The organism is Baekduia sp. Peel2402, from assembly GCF_052567285.1.
Genome location: NZ_CP199582.1, coordinates 3,901,778 through 3,924,257, shown reverse-complemented (window position 1 = coordinate 3,924,257; position 22,480 = coordinate 3,901,778). Strand labels below are relative to the sequence as shown.

The window sequence follows — 22,480 nt, the reverse complement described above, 5'->3', positions numbered from 1 at the left end:
GATCGCAAGCGTCCTTTTACGCGAGCACCGAACGGAGCCCCCAACCCCATGAGCGACCTCATCGCCATTGCCTACCCCGACGTCGACACCGCCCGCCGCGTCGCCGGCCGCATCGGCGAGGCGTCCAAAGGCAAGCTGCTGGACGTCGACGACCTCGTGATCGTCGAGCGCAAGGCCGACGGCAAGATCAAGCTGCATCAGCCGTCGCTGGCCGGCGTCGGCGCGCTCGGCGGCGCTGCCTGGGGCGGCCTGATCGGGCTGTTGTTCCTCGTGCCGCTCTTCGGCATGGCGGTGGGCGCCGCATCGGGCGCCGCGGCCGGCGCGTTCAGCGACGCGGGCGTCGACGACAACTTCATGAAGGAGCTCGGCGAGCAGCTGCAGCCGGGCGGCGCCGCGCTGGTCGGCCTGGTCCGCAACGTCAACAAGGACAAGCTGCTCGAGAACGTCCAGGTGCAGGGCACGCTGATCCACTCGTCGCTGGACGACGCCGCCGACGAGCGGCTGCGCGAGGCGCTGGAGAGCGCGGGCGCCCCGCAGCCTGCCTAGAGCGCAGCGGCGGGGGACGGGCGGCCACACCGACCTGTAGGGGTCGATCGCGCCTACCATCGGGCGGGCGATGAGCCTGTCCCCCACCGCCGGGTTGTGCGAGGACGACGCCGAGCTGCGCGGCGTCGTCCGCGACGTGCTCCAGCGCGAGGGCTTCGCCGTGCGGGTGACGGCAACCGGCTCGGAGGCGGTCACCGCGTTCTCAGAGCGCGCGCCCGACGTCCTGATCCTCGACGTCGGTCTGCCCGATGCCGACGGACGCGACGTCTGCCAGGCGCTGCGGGCGCGCGGGGTCGCGACGCCGGTCCTGTTCCTCACCGCGCGCGACACGCTGCCCGACCGACTCAGCGGCTTTCACGCGGGCGGCGACGACTACCTGACCAAGCCGTTTGCGATCGCCGAGCTGGTCGTGCGCGTCCAGGCGCTCGTGCGGCGCGCGGGCGCGGCGAGCGGCGACGCAGCCGTCGCGGCGCAGCGCGGCGGCGGGCTGACGCTCGACCCCGCCGCGCACGCGATCCTCCACGACGGCGCGACGGTCCCGCTGACGCCGACCGAGTTCCGGCTGCTCGCGCTGCTGGCCGCACGGCCGGGCGAGGTCGTGCGGCGCGCGGCGCTGTGCTCGGCGGGTTGGCCGGAGGGCGCGATCGTCGCCGACAACACGCTCGACGCGTACGTCGCGCGACTGCGGCGAAAGCTCCGCGACGCGGGCGCCGACGCCGCGATCCACACCGCGCGCGGGGTCGGCTACCGGCTCGTCGACGCTTGAGCTTCGCCACCCGGATCCTGCTGACCTCGCTGGTCATCCTCGCGGTCGGCCTCGGCGCGCTGGTCGTCGCGGGCAACGTCCTGCTCGACGTGCGCGTCGGGCACGAGGCGTCCAACCAGCTGCGCGCCCAGGCCGAGGCGGAGCGCGCGGCGCTCGACGTCGCGGGCACGCGAGTAACAGTGCGCGCGAGGCCGGAGGACGCGGGCGCCGCGCTGGACCGCCACGCGTGGGTGCTCGCGGGCGACGACGGCGCGGTCATCGAGCGCGCGCAGGCCGCCGACCCGGAGCTGGACGCGCTGGCGATCCGGCTCGGCCGCGAGCGCGCGTTCGGCGAGCACGACGGCGGCGACGACGTGCTCCTGCGCGTCGAGCCGATCGTCGCGCGCGGGCGCGCCGAGCCGGTCGGCGCGGTCGTCGTCGCGATGTCCACCGAGTCGCTGGAGACGCTGCAACAGCTCGTACTCGTCGGGTCGCTGGTCGTCGCGCTGTTGGTGCTCGTCGCGGGTGGCGTCGCGCTGCGCAGCGCGATCGCCCGCGCGCTGGCGCCGGTGGCGCGGATGACCGAGGACGCCGAGGACTGGGGCGCGCACGACCTCGACCGGCGCTTTGGCCTGGGGCCGCCGCGCGACGAGCTGACCGGCCTGGCCGCGACGCTCGACGGGCTGCTGGCGCGGATCGCGGCGTCGCGGCGCCACGAGCAGCGCTTCGCCGCCGAGGTCGCGCACGAGCTGCGCACGCCGCTGGCCGGCGTGATGGGCCGGGCGGAGCTCGCGCTGGGCGCGACCGGGCCGGACGCGGAGGCCGAGCGTGAAGCGGCACTGCACGCGGTCGTCGCCCAAGGCCAGCGGCTGACGGAGACCGTCGACACGCTGCTGGCGGTCGCGCGGCGCGAGCTGGATCCGGAGGACGGCGCGGTTGACCTGGCGGCGTTGGCGCGCGAGGTGCCGGACGCCGAAGTGCGGGTTGTTGATGTCCTGCCCGCCGCCGAGGGCGACGCCGACGTGGTCCGCCGCGCCCTCGCGCCGCTGGTCGACAACGCGCGCCGCCACGCCGCCAGCGCCATCCGGCTGGAGCTGTCGGCGGGCAGCGGCCGCGTACGGCTGGCGGTCCGCGACGACGGGCCCGGCGTCGACCCCGCGCTCGGCGACCGCGTCTTCGATCCCGGCGTCAGCGGTGCGGGTAGCGGCGGCGGCGCGGGCCTCGGGCTGCCGCTCGCGCGGCGCCTGGCGCGTTCGTGCGGCGGCGACGTCGTGCTCGGCGACGGACCGGGCGGCGACGTCGTGCTCGTGCTGCCCGCCGCCCCGCGCTGACGCTAAGCCCGCCGCGCGAGCCACAGCGCGCCGAGCGCCGCAGAGACGACGCCGAGCAGCAGCGCGATGCCGCCGATCTCCTCGTCGTGCAGGTACTCCCGCAGCGCGCCGCGCACGCATGCGACCCTAGCGGGCATGCCGACCGACGAGCCCATCGACGCCCGCGTGCGGCGGCGGCTGCGCGAGCTGCGCGCCGAGCGCGGCCTGACGCTCGCGCAGGTCGCCGAGCGCGCGAACATCGACATGTCCACCTTGAGCCGGTTGGAGTCCGGCAAGCGACGGCTCGCGCTGGATCACGTGCCGGCGCTGGCGAGCGCGCTGGGCGTCAGCAGCGACGACCTGCTCGGCTCCGCGCCGGTCCCCGACCCGCGCGTGCGGGCGCGGGCGCGAACGTTCGAGGACATGACGATGGTGCCGCTGACCCGCCACGGGCCGGCGGGCGGACTACAGGCCTACAAGATCGTGATCGCGGGGCGCCGACGCGAGCCGCCCGAGGAGCTGCCCAGCCACGAGGGCCACGAGTGGTTGTACGTGATGACCGGGACGCTGCGGCTCGTGCTCGGCGACCAGGAGTTCGCGATCGCGCCCGGTGAGGCCGCGGAGTTCAGCACCTGGACGCCGCACTGGTTCGGCGCGGCCGACGGTCCCGTGGAGCTGATCGCGATCTTCGGGCCCCAAGGCCAGCGGGTGCACCTGCAGGCGTGAGCGGGTGACGGCGCAGGAAACGACGACGTTTGGTGTACTCCCGTGTTCCCAGACGGCCGGATGGGGGTCCGGCGCGGTCTTTGGGTGCCCCACGAACCCGAAGGAGAGCAGGAAATGCATCGCTTCAAGGCGCTGGCCGGCTGCGGCCTGGCCTCGGTCGCGCTGGCGACGGCCGCGTACGCCCAGACGACCGGCGGCAACACCTACGAGGTGACCGGCGGGACGTCGATCCGCGGCGGCACGACCGCCAAGCCCAAAGCCGCCGGGCTTCAGTTCACGTTCAAGCTGAGCGACCCGTCGGGCAACGTCCCGCAGGTCGTCAAGACCTATGAGATCGACGTCGAGGGCGGCAAGGTCAACTCCTCGCTGCTGCCCGGCTGCAAGGCCGCGGCGCTCGACGCGGCGCAGACCGACGCGAAGTGCCCGAAGGACGCGCTGCTAGGCAAGGGCACGCTGACCGCGCTGATCGGCAAGTCCGGCACGCCCGCCGCCGACGCGCTGACCTGCTCACTCCCATTCAAGATCTACAACTCGGGTGGCGGCAAAGCCGCGCTGTGGATCGTCGCGCGCCAGCCCACGTGCCCCGTCTCGCTCGCTCAGGCGGTCCCGGCGAAATGGACGAAGCACGGCACGACCGCCGGTCTCTCGTTCACCGTCCCTGACACGCTGCGCCACCAGGTCGGCCTCGACCTCCCGGTCGTCTCCGCCGCGGCCACGATCAAGAAGATCACCAAGAAGTCCAAGGGCCGCAGCACCGGCTTCCTGGAGTCGACCGGCTGCAAGGACGGCAAGCGCGACTTCTCGGTCACGTTTACGACCGAGGCCGGCGAGAAGCAGACGGTGAAGAAGACGCTGGCCTACTGCTGAGGGCAGGGCACGAAGGCGTCCTTCGTGAGCCGCCGGCCGCCCTCTAGGCGCACGACGGCACGGAAGCGGAAGCCCTCGGCCGGGCACCTGGCCGGCAACGGGACCGTGCGCGGGTGGAAGCTGACCGGCTGCCCGCGCACGGTCTCCACGTAGCGCAGGTCGGACGCGCCGACCACCATCCGGAACGACGACAGCGCCACCGGTGCGCCAAACGGCGGCTGCGGGATCGGCCGGACCTGGATCGCCATCCCGATGCCAAAGCCCGGCGGCGGGACGTACAGGTAGCCGTTGTAGGTCAGCTGCGTGCGGATCGGGCGGGAGGTGTCGGCGATCACGTACAAGCCGGGCTTGTCGCCGACCGACTCGCCGGAGTACAGCGCCAGCCGCGCCACACCGTCGTAGACCTCCTCGGGATCGAAGCGCAGCTCGGCCAGCGCCCGTCCGCTGCCCATCAGCGCGTTGCCCGGACAGGGCGTGCGATCGACCAGGTTCATCACGCTCAGAAGCGCCAGCGCCGGCCGCTTGCACGTCGCCAGGCCCAGCTCGCTGGAGCTGAGGTCGATGCCCGACGGCGTGAAGAGGCGCACCTCGGTGACCGGCGGTAGGCCGGGCGCCATGGCAAGCCGGATCAGCAGCGACGTGGCGGCGCTCAGCCGAGCGCCGTCGCCGAAGGCGACCGAGAAGCGGATCGGCGGCGGCGCGCTAGGCACCGCTGCTGGGGCAGGCGCCGCGGCCAGCGCCACGAACGCCGCAACGAGCGCGATCAGCCGCACGGCACGCTCAGTAGTGGTAGGACCCGGTCGCATCGAGCGTCACATGCCACGAGCGACGGTTGACGACCCCTTTGAACGTGCCGGTGCCGGTCGCCCCGGCGTACTTGCCGGTGCCACCCGACATCGTGGCCGTCCCGTTGAACTTCGTCTGCACCCCGATCGAGCGAGCTCGCCCGCTGACCTTCAGGCGGATCTTGCCGCCCGCGGCCGAGATCGTCACCGTGCCGCGCATCACCACCGAGTGGCTGATCGTGATCTTCGACGTCACCGCCCCCTTGACGGTCCCGGTCGCGCGGCCCTTGTGCTCGAGCTTGGTCGTACCGGTCCGTTTGACCAACGTCAGGTCGACGTGTTCTTTGACTGCGTGCTCGCCGGTGGCGGCCACCGCAGGGGCCGCCACGGCGAGTGACGCGAGGACGACGAGGAGCTTCCGGGTCATGGTGACCACATAACAGAAGCTACCAGTGTGTCTAGGTTCTCGCGTGGCTTTCTCGTTGCGATCCCAAGCCGATGAGCAAGGTCAGCGACGAGCGCGCGCGTTGGCGGCTGCCGCGATTGCCCGCACCTTGGGAGCCAGCTCGTCGATGAGCTCGCGCAGCTCGTCGCGCGCGGGGTCGTCGATGACCGTCGGGCGGGGGTAACCGCCCTCGGGATCTGGCACCGTCAGCGCGCCACAGCTGGACAACAACAACCGGGCCGGATCGCTGGCGGGCGGCGTATCAGCGCCGTCGATGAGCGTGTAGAAGTGCTCGACCGCCCCGCGGACACGACCCTCGTCGGCGAGCTCGAGCTGACCGGCCTCCTCCAGCGTGCGCACGTGATACGCGGTCGCACCCAGCGAGGCACCCGTGATGCGGGCGATCTGCGTCGGGCTCAGCGGCTTGCCGTAGTTGCGCATCACGCCGAGGATCTGATCCCGGGCCGGATGCGGGCGCAACGTCTCCCTGCGGTGATCCCTCTCCTGCTTGTTCCCCATCATGCGCGTCTCCTCCTCCTCAGATTGAGCACCGATAACCGTCCGCCACCAGTCGGCCGGGTGCGGCGTCGATGACCTTGTCTGCGATGGGCGCGACGGGAACGCCACGGCGTTACCGTAGGGGCCTGTGTTGTCTGCTACAAGACTCTCAGTGGAATGCTTCCACAGTGGATGTTCCACTGTGGAACATCAGCGCCGCTGGCGGTAAAGCAGCCGCCAGGCCCGCAGAATCGGCACCAACGCCCGTGCCAAAGGGCCGCCGGCGCGCTGTAGCGCTCGTGTTTCGGCGGCCAAAGCTGGCGCTGTGGCGTTGTCACTGGTCAGGTACATCGCCAGCATTGCGGCGACGATCAGCGTGTGACGTTCGCCGCGGTGCAAACTGGCGACTGTCCCAAGTGCCCGTTCGATCAGCACCACTACGCGGCGATGGGCGGTCTCGGCGTCCGGGTAGTAGGCGATCGCGCTCCAGCTCTGCGTGGCCGCGTCATCGGCCTGGTCGATGTAGCTGTCGAGCATCAGGCTAAGCGCGCCGACCCAGGGGATGTAGGCGGCCGTGGCGAGGTGCAGGTCGGCGTCGGTCGTCTCAGGGTCGGCGGCCAGCGCCAGCAGCACGATCACGCCCAGCAGCGACGTCGCGCTGCCGACCAGCTCAAACCAAGCCGCGCCCGAGTGCGGCGCGCGCACGTCGTCAGCCAGGCGCCGCAGCGCGGCGTCGCGCCGAACGGGATCCGGGTCATGGCAGAGCTCCAGCGCCCGGCCAAGGCGCGCCTGCGCGAGCAGCAGCGGCCGTGCGGCCGCGTAGCCGGGGAGCGTCGCGCAGGCCGCGCGGCAGCGCTGGACCAGCGCCGTGAGATACCCGCCGTCGCCCGACCACGGGTGATCGGCGTAGTAGTCGTGGATCGGCCCGTCGACGTCGACGGCGTCGACGAGGGCCAGCATCAGGCTTCCGCCCGCCGCGCCCCGGTGAGCCGCGCCGCGCTCGCTCGCGCAGTCGAGGTAGTTCGCGATCGTCTGGTAGGCGACGAGCAGATCCAGCAACTCGCGGTTGCGGCGCGTCGGCAGGATCCAGAACAGGGCCGCGCCGTCGACGTAGTAGCGCTTCTCCAGCGAGGCGAACGCGTCGGCGCGCAGGATCGGATTCGGGATGCGCTCGGCCACCGATCGCCACCGGCGCACCTCCTCCCGCACGCCGCCCAGCCCCCACCTCAGCTGGCGACCAGCTCCAGCGGCGGTGGCCGCCGTCAGCCGTAGCGTCAGCGGTGCGACGCGGGCGGTGCCGTCCCCAAACGGCTCGACGATCTCGTAATGGCTCATGAGCGTGCTTCGGTCCCATCCCCCTAGTCGGTCGCGCGGAGGGACGGATCAACGCGTGCGACCAAGTATCCCGGCACAGCAACCGCCAGCACGGCGATCCCGGTGACCAGTCCGAAGATCGCCGCCGAAATCCCCAACTGGGCCCGCGGCTCGATCGGGAAGCCGCTGATCCACTGGAGTCCACGACTGCTCAGCACCTGGCCGAGCAGCGAGGCGAGCGCGCCGAACAGGCAACCGACCCCGATCAGAACGCCGCTCTCGACGGCGAGGGCCCTCCACATCACAACGGTCCGGTGTCCGTCGAGCTTCTGACGCGCGACGCCAACACGCTGCTGCCAGAGCAGGCCCGCCATGGCCGCGCCCATCGCGAGCACCGCGGCGACGAGCATCAGCGAGGAGATCTGCCGCAGGCGCGCCAGGCCGCCGCGACTGGCCGCCATCTCACGCGCGTCGCGCTGGGTGGCGGTCTCCACGCGCAACGGCGAGCGCCGGCCAAGCGCCTGCCGCGCAGCCGCGGCGCCCGCCTCTGGCGTCACGCCGGGCGCCATAGCGAGCTGGTAGGCGCTGACGTCGGTGGTGCCCCACGCGCGCGCGTAGTCATCACTGTTGAGGATCACCGCGCCGCCTGGCCAACCGAGGTTGGTGGTGATCGCCCCGACCCGGAAGGTCGTCGGCACGGGCGACGGAAGCACGAACCGGTCGCCGACGTCGACGTCCAGCGCGTTGGCGATCGCCCGTGACAGCGTGACCCAGCCGCCGGCGCGGAAGCGCGCGGTCGCCTTGCCAGCGCTGCCGTCAAGCACCTGCCGAACCGGGACCGGCCCCGGCGAGTCCGGCTCGGGCGCGCGCACCCACGCGCGGTTGCCGCCGACGTCCAAGAAGCCGCCGCGGTAGATCCGCACGTCGCGGACGCCTTGCACCGCGGCAAGCTGCCCACGAGCGGCGCTCAGCGGAAACGAGGCGGCGCCGAACAGATCGCCCGGCGCGTAGGAGGACACCCACACGTCGGCGGTGTGGTCGTACTCCACCGTCGCGGCACGGTCGAGGCCGCTCTGGAGATTGGAGCGGGCGCCCTGGACCGCCGCCCCGCCGAGGACCGCGAGCGCGCCGATCGTCGCGATCGCCAGCGAGCGCACACGCCAGACCGGGGCGGTCAACTGCGGAAGCGCCAGCTCGACGCCCATCAGCGTCCGCGGGCTGCGGTGGCTGATCCAGCGCAGCCCGCTCACGGTCGCATCGAGCACCGACGGCAGTAGGAGCACCACGGCGACCGTCAGCGCGATCACGCCGAAGATCACCGCGCCGGGCACCCAGATCGTGATCACCACGACCGCCGCCAAGAGCACCAAGCCGGCGGCCTCTCGCACCCGGCGCGACGCAGCATGGCTCGACGGGCGATCGCCGCGGGCCGTCAGCGTTGGCACCAGCGGCCCGAGCGCGCCGGCGATCGCTGCGAACAGACCGCCCCCGGCCGCGATCGCCACGCTCGACCACGTCACGACGCGCTCGTCGCCGATCGGGAACGCGCCCTCCATGAAGCCGACGTCCGCGGAGAAGCCGTGCCGCGAGAGCGCCTCCCCGAGGACCAGGCCGAGCGCCACCGCCGTGATGCCGAGCGCCAGCGCGTCGACGAGCAGGATGCCCGTGATCTGCCGGTTGGAGTAGCCGCTGCGCCGCAGGTCCAGGGCCAGCACGCGGCGCGCGGTGATCGTCACGAGCATCGCGCAGGCGGCAAAGAGAAACCCGACGATCGAGCTGATCGTGCTGGAGACCAGGGTCGCGGCGGCGGTCGGCCAGGCGGTCTTGTCAAACAGCTTGGGCTCGTAGTCGGAGTGGCGCACGTCGACGCGACCGCCGGTCACGGCGGCGAGCCGCTTCTGGACCGCCCCGACCTGGTCGGGATCCGCCTCGACCAGCAGTCGCGACAGGCGATGGTCGAGGCCGCCGAGCCGCTGGAGGTAGGGCAGCGGCGCGAGCGCCATCGACTGATCGGCCAGGACCCCGATGTCCCGGCGACCAAGCACGACGATCCCGGCCACGTGCGCACGACCCGCGATCTGGACCTGGGCGAGGTCGCCCGTGCGCAAGTGCAGTTGGTCGCCGACGGCCGTCGTCACCGCGAGGAACTCCTCACCCGCCAGCTCAGCGGCGTTGAAGCCCTGAACGAGCGCGCCGTTGAGCTTGCGCAGGAGCTCCGGATCGGAGGCGTAGACCATCATCGACCGGCGGCTCGTCGACCCGACGAGGCTCGCCTGGGCTTGCAGGATCGGGGCCGCCGAGCGCACGCCTGGGGTGGCTAAGACCGTCTTGGTGAGCTGATCGGAGAAGCCGCTGCCGCTGCGTGCCACGACCTGGATCTGGCTGGTTCCGATGATGCCCTGGTTGAGATGGCGGGCGGCCGCCGACAGGCTCGAGTTGGCCACCGACCCGGCGTAGAGCAGGCCGACGCCGACCGCGATCCCGGCGATCGCCAACAGCTCCTGCAGCCAGCGGCGGCGCAGCCGCACCCAGTAGAGGACGCCCACGCTGCGCAGGCGCAGCCGGGTCGGCGCGGGCAGCGGCGGCAGTGGATCCCAGGTCGCCGTCACGGTGCCGTCCGGGCGGGCACGGCCGGCTGTGCGCCTTCTGCCAGTGCTCCGTCGCGGAGGGTGTACTGGCGATCGGCGTAGGCGACGGCCTGCGGATCGTGGGTGACCAGCAGCGTGGCGATGCCGCGCTCGGACGTGACGCTGCGCAGCAGCTCGAGGACCTCGACGGTGCGCTCGCTGTCCAGGGCGCCGGTCGGCTCGTCGGCGAGCACGATGCGCGGCTCGGTGGAAAGGGCGCGGACGATCATCACGCGCTGGCGCTCACCCATCGAGAGCTCGTGAGGCCGGTGCTTGAGGCGGTGACCGAGCCCGACCGCCTCGAGCATCATCGCGACCCGGCGATTGGCGGGCCCCACGCGCATGCCCATCCCGTACAACTTCAGCGCCGCGTTGGTGACGACGCTTGCGCCCTCCAGCAGCTCGATGCTCTGCGCGATGAACCCGAGCTCGCGCATGCGGTAATCGGCGGCCGCGCGGGATGACAGCCGGGTGATGTCGCGGCCGTTGACGCAGACCTCGCCGCTGTCGGGGGCGAGGATCGCCGCGGCGATGCCCAGCAGCGTGCTCTTGCCAGAACCGCTCGGGCCGTAGAGCGCGACCAGCTCGCCCGCCCCGACGTCCAGCGACACGCCATCGACGGCGTGGACCACCTCGTTACCGATCGCGTAGTGCTTCACGACCCTGCGGAACTCGAGCATCGCTACCCGCGACGCTATCCGCGCTTGCTGCGCTGCGCCAACTCGACGACGGTCGCCGACTCTTGCGGCGGTCCGACGAGATGTCCGTCGACCAGCGACCAGACGCTCTCGACGCCTTGCAAGTCCGCCATGTCGGAGGCCGCCATCACGACCGCGACGCCCGTCGCGGAGGTCATCGATCGCAGCAGCCCGAGCAGATGCAGCCGCTCGGTCATGTCCAGCCCGGACGTCGGATCGTCGATCAACAACAGCCTGGGTTCGCAGACAGCGGCGCGAGCGATGGCGAGCAGGATGCGCTCGCTGTCAGACAGGTTGCGCCACGGCTCGTCGGCGAGCGCGTCCAGCCCCACGCGGCCCATCGCCTGCCGGGCGCGTCGCTCGGCGTCACGCCGATGGAGGTGGCGCATCAGCCCGAGCGCGATCCACGTGACCATCGGCAGGTCGGGGATCGCCGGACCCTGCCGCGTCGCGAGGCCGACGGTGCTCTGCAGCAGCTCGGTCGTCCGGCGCTTGCCGAGCCCGCCGAGCTCCTCGCCGTTGATGACGACCCGTCCCTCCTCCGGCGCGACGACGCCCGCGCAGACCTCGAGCAGCGTCGTCTTGCCGCCGCCGGCCTTGGCCCAGACGCCGACCAGCTCGCCGGCGTGGACGTGCATGCTCGCGTCCCGGAGGACCTGCAACGGCCGGTGCCCGCGCCAGTAGCAGACGCCGACGCCGTCAAGTGACAGCACGCAGGTCACGCGCCTCGATTCGCCGTTGCGAGCGCGTGCAGGCGCCGCAGCTGGGCGTTGGCCTCCGCCAGCCACTGCGCGCGGGCGGAGAGCTCGTGGAAGGACAGCGTCGACATCGCCAGCGCGCAGGCGGATTCCCAGGACGCCGCCTCCTCGACCGCCGCGGCGGGCGCGGCGCCGAGACGGCGCTGGGTGTCGATCAGCGCCTGATTGACCCAGTCGATTAGGACCGCGAGGTCATCCGCCGGTTGGGCGATCGCGATCCGCAGCCGCAGATCCTCGACGGTGGCCGGACGTTGCGACAGCCACCGGTCGAGGCGATCGCGCCCCGCGTCGGTGATCGCGAAGGTGTGGCGCGGCCGCTCGCCGTGGCGCGGCGCGGGCCCAAGGGCGACGACCTCGATCGCCTCGGCATCCGCCAGGCGCTTGATCGCCATATAAACGGACGAGCTCTGAATGGTCTCGTCCACCGACCAGCTCTGCAGCGTCTGCCACAGCGCGTACCCGTGACTGGGCTCTCGCGCGAGCAGCCCGAGCACTGCCTCTTGGATCATCGCCATTTGTGTTCCGACCCTTTCCGGACACAAGACTATCTCTTTTGCTGGATGCGAAAAAAGGCATGAGCAACAAAAGATTGCTGCCGGTCGGCAGCCCCCGCCCTCCGCGCTGAGCTGATCAGTAGAGATCCGGCCGCCGGTCCGTGACGACGTCGTTGCGCGGGCCGGTGCGCTTGTCGCGCGCGTGCGCGAGGTCGGCGGTCGCGGTCAGGACCTGCGACGCGAGCGGGTCGGTGGACTCGGCCAGCGGGTAGCCGTCCGGGCCGGCGATGATCGACGCGCCCTCGTAGTCGACGCCGCGCTCAGCGCCGGCGCGGTCGCAGACCGCGACGAACGTGCGCGACAGGCGCGCGGTCGCCATCGCCAGCGTGCCGAGCATCGAGCGCTCGCCGGGCGGGACCACGGTGCGCGGCCAGTTGGTCGGCAGCGCCAGCAGGTCGGCACCGCGCAGCGCCAGCGAACGGGTCACCTCGGGGAACTCCAGGTCGTAGCAGATGGCCACGCCGATCCGGCCGTGGTGGGTCTCGACGACCGGTGGCACCTCAGCGCCCGGCGTGAAGCAGCTCTGCTCGTCGTGCCAGAGGTGCAGCTTGCGGTAGACGGCGAGGACCTCACCCGCCTCGACGGCCACCGCGCTGTTGTAGGTGTTGCCGTCGTCGCCGCGCTCGCAGAAGCCGCCGACGACGACGGCGCCACCGCCGGCCTGCGAGGCGTCGCGGTAGGCGGAGACCGTCGGGCCGTCGAGGTCCTCCGCGTGGGCTCGCGCCTCCTCGGCGTCCGCGAACGCGTACCCGCTGCCCGCCAGCTCGGTCGCGACGACGATCCCGGCGTCGGCGGCGAGCGCGTCGGCCAGCGCCGCACGCAAGGCAATCAGGTTGTCATCGACCGCGCCCACCGACGGCGCGGTTTGGCGGGCGGACCGCCGCTGACGTCGTCCTTGTGCAAGAAATCGGGTGCCAGCGGAACCGAGAACCGGATCTGGCCCCAGCGCACGAACCACCCGGTCTCGATCCAGTCGCGGTGGACCTCGACGGCGTCGGCCGGATCGAGCTCGACGCAGAACGGGTCCGCGTACTCGATCGCCCATCCCGGGTGCGACCCGTTGAGGTTGACCATGCCGACCTCCTCGGCCCACGCGCGCAGCGCGAGCGGGACCGGCGCGATCTGCTCCTCCATCGCGGCGAGCTGCTCGACGATGTCGTCTGCCGGTGGCCGGATCGGCTCCTCGGTCTCGAACACGTAACCCTGCACGGCGAGGTGGTCGCGGATCCGCACGACGTTGCGCCCGGCGCGGCGCGCCAGCTCGCGCGCCACGGCGACGGCCTCGTCAGACGGCGGCCCGCCCGCTGCGACGATCTCCGCCCAGACGGGCCCGACCTCTCCGGCGGCGTATCGGCGCGTCCAGCTCATCGGCGCCGCGGAGCGTACCCGGCGCCTACGGCTTGGCGAGCACGTCCGAGTCCAGCGCGGAGACGCCGTCGGCGGCGGCCGCGCCGAGCGGGTCGAGACCGAAGAGGTCCTCGACGGTGCGCAGCAGGACGCCGGGGCCGACGTCGTCGCCGACGGTCGTGGCCGCGGCGGCGAACGGCGACAGCAGCAGCGCGCCGGTCGTGGCGGAGGCGTCGGTGGTCGCGGTCGGGACGATCGCGATCAGACCACCCGACTTGTAGGTCTCGGTGCGACGAATCGGCCCGACGACCTGCTCGAGAAAGCGATCCAGGCCGGCGACGTCCAGCGTCGGGTCGGGCAGGATGTAGGAGAGCTCCGGCGTGGTGTCCCGCGCGCCGAGGTCGGCGGTGAGCTGCGCGGCGTCGGCGCAGGTCGCGGCCTCACCGGCGTCAGAGGCAACGGCAGCGAACGGATTGCGCGCGCAGGCGGCGTCACCCGAGGCGTACACCTTGGCCGTCTTGTTCTTGTCCTTGAGTTGCCGGGCGAGCGTCGGCGCCTTGCCGCCCACCAGCGCCTGGGCGCCGGCCAGCGGGTCGGTGGCCCCGGGCCCGTACTTGGTTAAGACGGTCCCGAGCGACCAGAGCGTCTCGCCGAGATAAGAGCCGTCGTGCTGGGCCAGCGGGCCGGACACGGCGATCACCCAGACGTGCTTGATCGGCGGCAGCTTGCTCGCCGCGCTGACGAGCCCGCTGAGATCGCTGCTGCCGTCGCCGTCGTCGGAGGTGCTGTTGTCGGCGGTGGTGCCGCCGTCGTCTGACGTCGTCGTGTCGTCGGTGGTCGTCGTGTCGTCCGACGCGGCGGTGTCGGCCGCGGTCGTGTCGTCGTCGGCCGCGGCCGTCGCGTCGCCGGTGGCGGCCGCGGTGGTGTCGTCGCCGGCCGACGGCGTCAGATCGGTGGTGCCCTCCGTCGCGGGCGGCACGGCCGTCGTCGCCGGCTCAGCGATGCTGGCCGCCGCAGCTGCCGGCGCAGCGGCGCCGCCGAGCAGCACCGGCGCGCGCCCTGCCGCGCGACCGTCGGGCCCGATCAGCAGGCCGCCGAGCACACCGAGCGCCAGCGCGGTGCTCACCAACGCGGAGGCCGCCGGACGCCGCCAGATGCTGCGCGTCTGCGCCGGCAGCTCGACCGCCGCGGCCTCCTCGGCCTCACGCTCGCGCGCGACCTCGAACGCCCGGTCAAGGTCGACCGATCGCTCGCCGAGAAGCTGGCCGCAGTGGATGCAGTACCGCGCCTGCGCCCCATGCGGCGCGCCGCAGGATGGGCACCTCGCCAACGTCACGCGGCGTCCCAATACATCTTAATCTCCACAGGCATAGTGTACTTTAGATCGGGTGACGAACGATGATTCGCTCGAGGCCCTGCGGGCCCGTCGCAAGGAGACCGCGCGGCTCGTGGCCACGCTGCAGTTCGACCTCGGTGGCCTGACCGCCGAGATGGCTCAGACCGGGCAGTTCCACCTCGACGTGCTCGTCCGCCGGTCCGCCGAGCTGCGCGCCGCCGACGCCGAGCTCGGCGAGTTGGAGCGCTTGCTGGCCGCTGCCGACGAAGGCGTCACCGGCCAGTGCCGGCGCTGCAGCGCCTCCCACGCCCGCGGCGCGATCTACTGCTGGCGCTGCGGCGAGTCGTTGGCCTACGCGGTCACGCAGTAGCGCACACGGCCCCGAGGATCGCTCCCCGGGGCCGCGCCGCACGCACCTACTTGATGACCTTGATCGAGGCCCCGGCCGCCGAGGCGGTCAGGTACTTCGTGTCGCCCGGCCAGGTGATCGTGACCTTCCACGTGCCCTTGGCCAGCTTCGGCAGCGTGACCGTGACCACGCCCTTGGAGAGCGTGCCCGTGAGCGTCTTGGTGACCTTGCCCTTCTTGAGCTTGATCGTCACCTTGCCGCTGGCCGCGGCGCTGCCCTTGGGCGCGGTGACCGTCACCTTGTACTTGCCGCCCTTCTTGCTGGTCGGCTTGACCGTCACGGCGCCGGCGACCTTGCTCACCTTCACGCGCGCGGGCTGAGCCGGCGTCGGGTTCTTCGACGCGCCGCCCGTGCCGGGCGTCGTGTTGGTGTTGGTGCCCGGCCCCGGGTCCGGCGTGGTGATCGGCGTCACCTCAGCCGGCTTGACCGTCAGCGACCCGGTCTCGGTGAACGGCGCGATTTGGAGGTCGCCCGCGTAGGACAACGCGTAGTCGTAGGACCCGGCGTCCAGCGCCGGGAGCGAGAACGACGCCTTGCCGTCGGCCACCGTGGCCGAGGCCGTCGTGACCGACGTGCCGCCCTGCTTGACCGTCAGCGCGACCGTGCCGTCCGGGACGAACCCGTAGTCGTTGTCGATCTTGACCGTGATCGTCGGCGCGGTGCCGACCGTCACCGGGTCGGCCGTGACCGTCCGCCGCGAGGCAAAGCCGTTCGGCAGGCCGGTGAAGAACACGTCGACCGCGTGGACCGCGGCCAGGCCGCCCGCCACGCTGCCCGGAGCGGTGGCGCTGCCCCAGACGGCGTTGACCTTGTTCTTGCGCGTCTGCGCGACGCCCCAGGCACCGACCACCGTGGTCAGGTTCGAGACCAGCGCCGCGTCCGGCGTCGCCGCCGTCTTGGCGTCGATCAGCGCGGTCTTCGCCGCGGCGTAGTTGGCCGGAGCCGACGCGCCCAGGGCGGCCAGCGCCGAGGACAGCGCGGCCGGGCTGATCGTGATCGGGCTCGTGCCCGCGCTGGTGACCGTCACCGACGCGGCCGTGGACCCGCTGGCCGCCGTGTACTTGACCGTCGCCGTGTCGGCGTCGACCAGGAACTGCGTGTCATCGGTGTCGATCGCCGTGTTGACGTAGTTCTGGGTCGGGTCCGACTGCCAGGTGAAGCTCGCCAGCTGGCTGTTGATCGTCGACCAGATCGGCGCCGTCAGCGGGATCGTGGTGATGCCGAGCTGGTTGGGCCGCGGGCTCGTGTAGTACCACTGCGACATGTACTCCGTGTACGTCTTGTTGGCGTTCTTGATGATCCACTGACGCTGGACGCCGGCGTTGGGGTCGGTGCCCGCGCCGCCCTTGTAGCCCACCAGGAACGGGACCTGGAGCTTCCAGGTCGTGGTCAGCGACTTGCCGTAGTCGCCGCCCGGGTAGAACGTGACCGACGAGCCGCCGGTCGTGTAGTCGTACTGCGTCTTGATGTTGGTGAGGTACTGGTTGACCAGGTCCCCGTAGAGGAAGCTGGGGTTGGCCTTCTGCACGGCCGAGCCGCCGGACCCCGACTGCTGGGTGTTGCGGGTCTGGAGCGGGTTGACGCTCGACGTCGTGGCGCCGCCGACGACGCCGCCGTCGAGAACCGTGTCGAAGTTGTAGACCTTGACGCCGTGCTGCTTGGCGTACTTGTTGATCGCCGGCAGGACGGGCCGCGTGTTCGGGCACCAGGTGCCGCCGAAGAGGATGACCGCGTTCTCGCCGTCGGTGCTCTTGAGCAGGTCGACGAGCTCGGGGTAGGTGATCTGGTCGATCTGCCAGCCGTCGGCGCCGTCGGCGTCGGTCAGGACCGGGTTGCTCGCCCCCTGGGCGACGTTCGGGGCCTGCTCGGCCTGCTTGGCGTTGACCTCGTCCTTCCACCAGTCGAACTGGTCGAGCTCCTCGAGGTTGGCCGCGCCGGCCTTGTCGATGGCCGTGTTGACCGCCGACGTCGTGGACCCCGCGTCGGCCTGCGTGGTCAGTTCGGTCCAGGAGACGACCTTCGCCGCGTCGGCGCCGTCCTTGTGGTCCTTGTTGTAGATGAAGAAGAAGCTGTGCAGCGCGTTGGCGGGCGTGCCCGTCTTGTAGTTGTAGAGCGCGCCGCCGTCGAGGTCGCCGACCTTGGTGCTGTGGCCGGCCACCGAGCCGTTGTCGTTGACCGTGTTGGTGCCGGTCGTGACGGTGACCGTGGCGCTCTCGGAGTCGACGCCGTTCTGGACGACGGTCAGGCCGTTGCCGAGGTAGGAGCCGACGAGGTTCTGCCACGCGTTGTCGTACTTGGCCTGCGAGGTCGCGGGCAGCTGCGTGATGGCACCGGCGTTGCGGATGTCCAGGGCGGGCTCGTTGATCGTGCCGACCTTGGCGCTGCCCGAGAGGTTCGGGTCAAACCAGTAGACCTTCTTGACGTTCTTGGCCTTGGCGGCGGCCTCTACGGCCTGCGCACGAGCGGCGAACGTCGCGTCCAGGGCGGGGTCGCCGATCAGGACCGCGAAGTCGCCGGGCTGCTGGAGCAGCCACTGGAAGCGGTCGTAGGTGACCGGCTCGATCGCCGGGTCGGTGTCACTGGCGGGCAGGCCGAGGGCGTGCTGCAGATAGGTCGCCTCGGAGTAGTTCGTGAGGCCAGCCGGCGCCGCGGCGGCGGGCTGAGCCGTCGCCGCGAGCGCGACGACCGCGGCCGCCGCGGCCAGCACTCCGGCCGGCCGGGTCCAACGCATGGGAATGTTCACTTTGCTGTCTTCTTGTTCGTGTTTTGAGGGGTCTACAGATCGATGGGGCGTCGCGGCCCGAAGGCGCGGCGCCGGGCGAAGCCGATGAAGAAGACGGCGCCGGCTGCGGCGAACACGGCGGCGAGGATCCCGATGCCGGCCGCGCGGGTGTCCGGGACCCCGGCGCCTGCGCCCTTGGCGCTGACGAGCTCGTAGTCGGGCTTGCCGCCCGCGCCGGTGGTCGCCGCGGCGGTGGTGCCGGTGCCGTCGGTCGTCGCGGTGCCCGCGGCCGTCCCGTCGGTCGCGGTCGTGGCGGCGGCGCCGTCCGCGGTGGTGCCGTCTGCCGTCGTGGCGGCGACGGTTGCGCCACCCTTGGCGGCCGACGCGGTGCCGCTCTTGGCCGACGACGACCCGCCGCTCGTCGCGGCGCGCGAGGACGACGACTTGCTCGAAGCCTTCGAGCCGTTGGACGACGAAGAGCCGGACGCCGAGGAGCCCGAGGACGATGACTTGGTCGTGGGCGTCGTGGAGCCCTTCGAGGTCGACGACGAGGACTTCGTGGTCGACCCCGTGCCCTTGGTCGTCTTCGACCCGGTGGACTTGGTCGTCGCCGCCGACGTCGAGGTGCCCGAGGTCGTCGTCGCCGCGCCCGAGCTGCCGGTGCTCGCGGCTGCCTGATTGGTGGCCGCCGCGTTCGTGCCGTTCGTCCCGCTCGTGCTCGTGCTCGAAGTCGACGGCGTGCTGGTGTTGTTGGTGGTCGTCGTCGGGGTGGTTTGCGTCCCGCCCGCGGCCTGCTGCTGCTTGACCCACGTGTCGTAGGAGCTGATCCGCGACCACTCGGTCCAGTGCGCGGTGGTGATCAGGTCGCCGCCGCCGTCGTAGTACTGGATCTGGTTCTCGGAGAAGTCGTACTCGACGTTCGGGATCGGCGTGCAGGCGTAGTCGTCGTAGCCGGGCAGCGTGTCCGCGCCGTCGTGGTAGGTCTGGCCGTCGATCGTCACGTCGATCGGAGCGGGATGGTCGGCGGGGTTGGTGATGTCCGTGGCGTGCGCGGCGGGAGCCGCGACGCCCAGGACGGCGGCGGCGAGGACGGGCCGCAGCCAACGGGGGAAGACCGTCACTGGAGTTCCTTTTCGGTTCAGGGAGTTACTGGAGGGAGGGATCGACGACCGCGAGCTCTTCGCCGCCCCAGAAGACGCGGGGCGTCAGCTCGGACCCGGTCGCCGCGACCGCGGTCGGCCAGGGCGCGACGTGGATGGGCGGCGGGGACGGCGACACGAGCTGCTCGGCCTCCACGAACTCCGCGCGGCCCGCGAAGATCTCGTCGTCCAGCAGCCCGGTCTGGCGCGCGACGACCGTGGCGCTCACCGCGGCGGCGGTCACGTTGGTCGCGGTGCGCGCCATGTCGGCGATCACCCCGATGGGGATCGTCGCCGCGACGAACTCCAGCGGCAGGTGCGCGGCCGACAGGACGGTGGCGGCCGCGACCGTCGCCGCGCCGGGCACACCGGCCGTGCCGACCGAGACGATCACGCCGAGGAACGCCAACACGATGTAGTCGGTCACCGAGTAGGAGATCCCGTAGGCGTTGATCCCCCAGACGGCGATCATGATCGGCCAGATCCCCGCGCAGCCCGGCATCCCGATCGTCGAGCCCAGCGGCGCCGTGAAGTGCGCGATCTCCGAGTGCACGCCGACCTGGCGCGTGAGCTGCCCGGTCGTCACCGGCAGCGTGCCGATGCTGCTCTGGGTGCTGAACGCGGTCAGCTGCGCCGGGAAGATCTTGCGGAAGAACGCCACCACCGGCACGCGCGCGAAGGCGCTCAGAAGCGCGCCGTTGAGCAGGTAGGCGTGGATGAAGCACGCGATCCAGACCAGCGCCAGCAGCCCGCCGAGCGACTTGAAGTCCTCGCCGAGGTTCGAGCTGCTGCCGACCATCGCGGCCGTCAGCGCGACGATCGCGTAGGGCGTGAGCCGGATGACGTAGCCGACCGCCTTGAAGATGACCAACTTGAGCGCCTCGGCGCCGGCGCCGAACAGCCGGACCTTGTCGCCCTCCTTCTCCAGCAGCGCCAGGTAGGCCACCGACAACGTGACCGCGATCAAGATGATGGGGATGATGTCGTTGGCGCTGAAGTTCTGAGCGATGTTGGTGGGGAAGAAGCCAACGACGACCTGCGCGAAGTCCTGGACCTGACCCTGGATCGCGTCGGTCGACTTCTCGCCGAGCTGGTGGTGGACGCCGTGGCCCGGACGGAACGCGAGCGCGAGGCCGAGCGCGAGCACGACCGCCAGCGCGTTGCTGAGCATCAGCCAGAAGATCGAGCGCAGGCCGATGCTGCGCAGCTTGGCCAGGCTGCCGAGCGACGTGATCGAGGAGACGATCGCGATCAGGATCAGCGGCGCCACCGTCGCCAACAGCACGTTGATGTAGATGTGGCCGATCGGGTCGATCGCCTCGACGTCCGTGCCGGCGAGCAGGCCGATCGGGACGCCGATCCCCAGCGCGAACAGCGCGATGAGGCTGAAGTTCAACTCGCGCTTGCGCAGCCACCAGATGGCGGCCCAGCTGACGAGCACCGCGCCCAACGGCGCCAGCTCCGACCAATTGACGTGCATCCTGCATCCTCCATATGGGGTCGTCCGGACCACGAGGGATCCGCGCTTGAAAGCGTGCATTCCGGCGGCACGCGAACCTGGTCCTCACCCGGGGCACCCCACCGCGGACGGGGGTTGCCGGCCAGCAAGCCGGGGCTTGGCACTGGCACTCATGACCGCGGCGGACAATAGCAAATTCCCACGGAATTCATAGGAAAGGTCTTTTTAGGCGTGTTCAACGCCTACTCGGACGCGCGAGGAGGGTGCGGTCCGAGCCGGTCTGTCAAGGGAAAGCCCGGCGCCGGCCCGGCGCCGGGCGTCAGAATGCCTGCGACCTCGCTCAGGAGCCTTCACCATGACCGATCACGCCATCTTCATTCCCGACGAGCACATGCGCCGCAAGCGCGACGCGTACTGGACCGACCTGGTCGGCGGTGTCACCGGGCGCTACAAGACCGCCCAGGTCCAGCGTCTGCTGGAAGGCCGAACGTTGCCGGAGGGGTCATCGATCGTCGATGTCGGCGCCGGCACCAGCGACCTGTCCAAGATGGTCGCCGAGTACGGCGACATCGACTCGATCGTCTGCCTCGACTACGACGACGACATCGTCCAGCGCAGCCGCGCCGCCGAGACCGACTCGCGGGTGCAGTGGCGCACCGGAGACGCCAGCGACCTCGCCGCCTACGGCAGCGACGTCGGCGCCGTCGGGTTCTTCGACATCCTCCACGAGGTGTACTCGTTCGTCGGCCGCTCGCCGCAGACCGGCGCGATCGACCACGCCGTCGGGCGCGCCGCCGTCGAGGACATCCTGCGCGCGGCGGCTACGGCGCTGGCACCCGGCGGCGTGATCCTGATCACCGACGACGTCCTCCCCGAGGAGGGCGACACGCCCGTTCGCGTGCGCACCAAGACGCCGGAGATCGCGGAGGTGCTGCACCGCATCGCCCGCGAGTACCCGTCCCGCCCGCTGGAGATCGCCTGGGAGGACGACGGCCGCACGTTCACGATCCCGGCGCGGACGTTCATCACGCTGCTGACCCAGTACAACAAGCCCAAGCAGGGCGACGAGGCGCGCTGGGCCGTGGAGCAGATGGAAGTCCACGAGTACATGTCGGCCTCGGAGTACCAGGCCTTCTTCGGCGACCTGGGCCTCACGGTGGCCGTCGACGTCGGAACGCCGCCCGAGGCCGGCGCGGAGTGGGCAGAAGACTTCGAGGTCCTCGACGGCCTGCCGGGCTTCCCCAACAAGCGCGTCGCGGTCCTCGCCGCCAAGTAGATCCGCCCGCGCTCCGCGCCGGGAGTTACCTAGGACTGGATGAAGGCCAACAGGTCGGCGTTGATCGTCGCCGCCTCGGTCGTCGGCATCCCGTGCGGGAAACCGGCGTAGGTCTTCAGCGTGCCGTTCTGGACCAGCTCGGCCGACAGCGGGCCCGAGTCGGCGTAGGGGACGACCTGGTCGTCGTCGCCGTGCATGACCAGGACCGGGACCGAGATCTTCTTGAGGTCCTCGGTGAAGTCGGTCTGCGAGAACGCGACGACGCCGTCGTAATGGGCCTTGGCGCCACCCATCATGCCCTGGCGCCACCAGTTGCCGATGATCGCGTCGTTGGGCTCGACGCCGTCGCGGTTGTAGCCGTAGAAGGCGGTCGACGGCAGCTCGCGGTAGAACGAGGACCGGTTGGTGGCGACCTGCTCCTGGATGCCGTCGAAGACCTCCTTGGGCAGCCCGCCCGGGTTGGCCTCGGTCTTGACCATGATCGGCGGGACCGCGCTGATCAGGACCGCCTTGGCGACGCGGCTCTCGCCGTGGCGCGCGATGTAGTGCGCGACCTCGCCGCCGCCGGTGGAGTGACCGACGTGGATCGCGTCCTTGAGGTCGAGGTGCTCGACGACCGCCAGGAGGTCGTCGGCGTAGTGGTCCATGTCGTGGCCGCCTGCGACCTGCTCCGAGCGGCCGTGGCCGCGGCGGTCGTGCGCGACGACGCGGAAACCGTGCTGGAGGAAGAACATCAACTGGGCATCCCAGTCGTCGGACGAGAGCGGCCACCCGTGGCTGAAGACGATCGGTTGCCCGCTGCCCCAGTCCTTGTAGTAGATCTCGACGCCGTCCGTGGTGGTGATAGTGGGCATGCGATCCAACGTAGCCCGCGACTCATGGAGGTCGCCGAAGTTCTTGGACCGAATAGACCACCCTG

22 protein-coding genes and 1 riboswitch are annotated in these 22,480 nt (G+C 71.3%); of the genes, 7 read left to right on the top strand and 15 right to left on the bottom strand.

The window, feature by feature from the left end; all coding sequences use genetic code 11:
* The first annotated feature begins 48 nt into the window (after nt 1-48).
* From ACT01A_RS19145 to ACT01A_RS19125, 5 genes are all read left to right on the top strand, one after another.
* Nucleotides 49-546: a DUF1269 domain-containing protein gene (locus ACT01A_RS19145; protein WP_445148692.1), complete on the top strand. Its 498-nt coding sequence runs from the start codon at nt 49-51 to the stop codon at nt 544-546.
* Between the two features lie 70 nt (nt 547-616).
* On the top strand, nt 617-1,312 hold the full coding sequence (locus tag ACT01A_RS19140; RefSeq protein WP_445148691.1) for a response regulator transcription factor: 696 nt from the start codon (nt 617-619) through the stop codon (nt 1,310-1,312).
* On the top strand, nt 1,309-2,622 hold the full coding sequence (locus ACT01A_RS19135; RefSeq protein ID WP_445148690.1) for a sensor histidine kinase: 1,314 nt from the start codon (nt 1,309-1,311) through the stop codon (nt 2,620-2,622). The genes ACT01A_RS19140 and ACT01A_RS19135 overlap by 4 nt, the downstream gene beginning before the upstream one ends.
* Before the next feature lie 135 nt (nt 2,623-2,757).
* Nucleotides 2,758-3,327 (top strand): helix-turn-helix domain-containing protein, encoded by a 570-nt coding sequence (locus ACT01A_RS19130; protein WP_445148689.1) that lies wholly within the window; start codon nt 2,758-2,760, stop codon nt 3,325-3,327.
* Nucleotides 3,328-3,441: 114 nt separating this feature from the next.
* Entirely contained in the window at nt 3,442-4,194 is a 753-nt protein-coding gene (locus tag ACT01A_RS19125) for a hypothetical protein (RefSeq protein WP_445148688.1), read from the top strand.
* Here the strand turns inward: ACT01A_RS19125 and ACT01A_RS19120 are convergent.
* From ACT01A_RS19120 to ACT01A_RS19070, 11 genes are all read right to left on the bottom strand, one after another.
* Nucleotides 4,185-4,967 carry a hypothetical protein gene (locus tag ACT01A_RS19120; RefSeq protein ID WP_445148687.1) on the bottom strand — a complete coding sequence of 261 codons (783 nt, stop codon included), beginning with the start codon at nt 4,965-4,967 and terminating at the stop codon, nt 4,185-4,187. The genes ACT01A_RS19125 and ACT01A_RS19120 overlap by 10 nt on opposite strands.
* A gap of 7 nt (nt 4,968-4,974) precedes the next feature.
* Nucleotides 4,975-5,406: an autotransporter gene (locus ACT01A_RS19115; protein WP_445148686.1), complete on the bottom strand. Its 432-nt coding sequence runs from the start codon at nt 5,404-5,406 to the stop codon at nt 4,975-4,977.
* 81 nt (nt 5,407-5,487) lie between these two features.
* Nucleotides 5,488-5,946 carry a helix-turn-helix domain-containing protein gene (locus ACT01A_RS19110; RefSeq protein ID WP_445148685.1) on the bottom strand — a complete coding sequence of 153 codons (459 nt, stop codon included), beginning with the start codon at nt 5,944-5,946 and terminating at the stop codon, nt 5,488-5,490.
* A gap of 186 nt (nt 5,947-6,132) precedes the next feature.
* The gene (locus ACT01A_RS19105; RefSeq protein WP_445148684.1) at nt 6,133-7,257 is read right to left on the bottom strand and encodes a DUF2600 family protein; all 1,125 of its coding nucleotides are present in this window, start codon (nt 7,255-7,257) and stop codon (nt 6,133-6,135) included.
* A gap of 23 nt (nt 7,258-7,280) precedes the next feature.
* A complete protein-coding gene (locus ACT01A_RS19100; protein ID WP_445148683.1) occupies nt 7,281-9,845 on the bottom strand; it encodes an ABC transporter permease in 2,565 nt (854 codons plus the stop codon).
* On the bottom strand, nt 9,842-10,543 hold the full coding sequence (locus ACT01A_RS19095) for an ABC transporter ATP-binding protein (RefSeq protein ID WP_445148682.1): 702 nt from the start codon (nt 10,541-10,543) through the stop codon (nt 9,842-9,844). The genes ACT01A_RS19100 and ACT01A_RS19095 overlap by 4 nt, the downstream gene beginning before the upstream one ends.
* A gap of 14 nt (nt 10,544-10,557) precedes the next feature.
* Nucleotides 10,558-11,274 (bottom strand): ATP-binding cassette domain-containing protein, encoded by a 717-nt coding sequence (locus ACT01A_RS19090; protein WP_445148681.1) that lies wholly within the window; start codon nt 11,272-11,274, stop codon nt 10,558-10,560.
* A gap of 5 nt (nt 11,275-11,279) precedes the next feature.
* On the bottom strand, nt 11,280-11,834 hold the full coding sequence (locus ACT01A_RS19085; RefSeq protein ID WP_445148680.1) for a PadR family transcriptional regulator: 555 nt from the start codon (nt 11,832-11,834) through the stop codon (nt 11,280-11,282).
* Between the two features lie 115 nt (nt 11,835-11,949).
* On the bottom strand, nt 11,950-12,726 hold the full coding sequence (locus ACT01A_RS19080; protein ID WP_445148679.1) for a nitrilase-related carbon-nitrogen hydrolase: 777 nt from the start codon (nt 12,724-12,726) through the stop codon (nt 11,950-11,952).
* Entirely contained in the window at nt 12,702-13,241 is a 540-nt protein-coding gene (locus tag ACT01A_RS19075) for a hypothetical protein (RefSeq protein WP_445148678.1), read from the bottom strand. The genes ACT01A_RS19080 and ACT01A_RS19075 overlap by 25 nt, the downstream gene beginning before the upstream one ends.
* Nucleotides 13,242-13,266: 25 nt before the next feature.
* Nucleotides 13,267-14,556 (bottom strand): zinc ribbon domain-containing protein, encoded by a 1,290-nt coding sequence (locus tag ACT01A_RS19070; protein WP_445148677.1) that lies wholly within the window; start codon nt 14,554-14,556, stop codon nt 13,267-13,269.
* Between the two features lie 52 nt (nt 14,557-14,608).
* Here ACT01A_RS19070 and ACT01A_RS19065 point away from each other — a divergent pair, with 52 nt between their 5' ends.
* Entirely contained in the window at nt 14,609-14,926 is a 318-nt protein-coding gene (locus tag ACT01A_RS19065) for a hypothetical protein (RefSeq protein ID WP_445148676.1), read from the top strand.
* A gap of 46 nt (nt 14,927-14,972) precedes the next feature.
* Here ACT01A_RS19065 and ACT01A_RS19060 read toward each other — a convergent pair whose 3' ends face one another.
* Genes ACT01A_RS19060 through ACT01A_RS19050 form a run of 3 tightly spaced genes read right to left on the bottom strand, consistent with a single transcriptional unit; the run spans nt 14,973 to nt 20,306 of the window.
* Nucleotides 14,973-17,696: an Ig-like domain-containing protein gene (locus tag ACT01A_RS19060; RefSeq protein WP_445148675.1), complete on the bottom strand. Its 2,724-nt coding sequence runs from the start codon at nt 17,694-17,696 to the stop codon at nt 14,973-14,975.
* Between the two features lie 44 nt (nt 17,697-17,740).
* On the bottom strand, nt 17,741-18,808 hold the full coding sequence (locus ACT01A_RS19055) for a hypothetical protein (protein ID WP_445148674.1): 1,068 nt from the start codon (nt 18,806-18,808) through the stop codon (nt 17,741-17,743).
* 25 nt (nt 18,809-18,833) lie between these two features.
* Nucleotides 18,834-20,306, bottom strand: coding sequence for a dicarboxylate/amino acid:cation symporter (locus tag ACT01A_RS19050; RefSeq protein WP_445148673.1), 1,473 nt, complete (start codon nt 20,304-20,306; stop codon nt 18,834-18,836).
* Nucleotides 20,307-20,343: 37 nt separating this feature from the next.
* Nucleotides 20,344-20,463, bottom strand: a riboswitch (SAM riboswitch).
* A 177-nt stretch (nt 20,464-20,640) separates the two neighbouring features.
* On the opposite strand from ACT01A_RS19050, the gene ACT01A_RS19045 reads away from it, so the two are divergent.
* Nucleotides 20,641-21,561, top strand: a complete 921-nt coding sequence (locus ACT01A_RS19045; RefSeq protein ID WP_445148672.1) for a methyltransferase domain-containing protein — start codon at nt 20,641-20,643, stop codon at nt 21,559-21,561.
* Nucleotides 21,562-21,590: 29 nt separating this feature from the next.
* Here ACT01A_RS19045 and ACT01A_RS19040 read toward each other — a convergent pair whose 3' ends face one another.
* Nucleotides 21,591-22,415, bottom strand: coding sequence for an alpha/beta fold hydrolase (locus tag ACT01A_RS19040; RefSeq protein ID WP_445148671.1), 825 nt, complete (start codon nt 22,413-22,415; stop codon nt 21,591-21,593).
* Between the last annotated feature and the right edge of the window lie 65 nt (nt 22,416-22,480).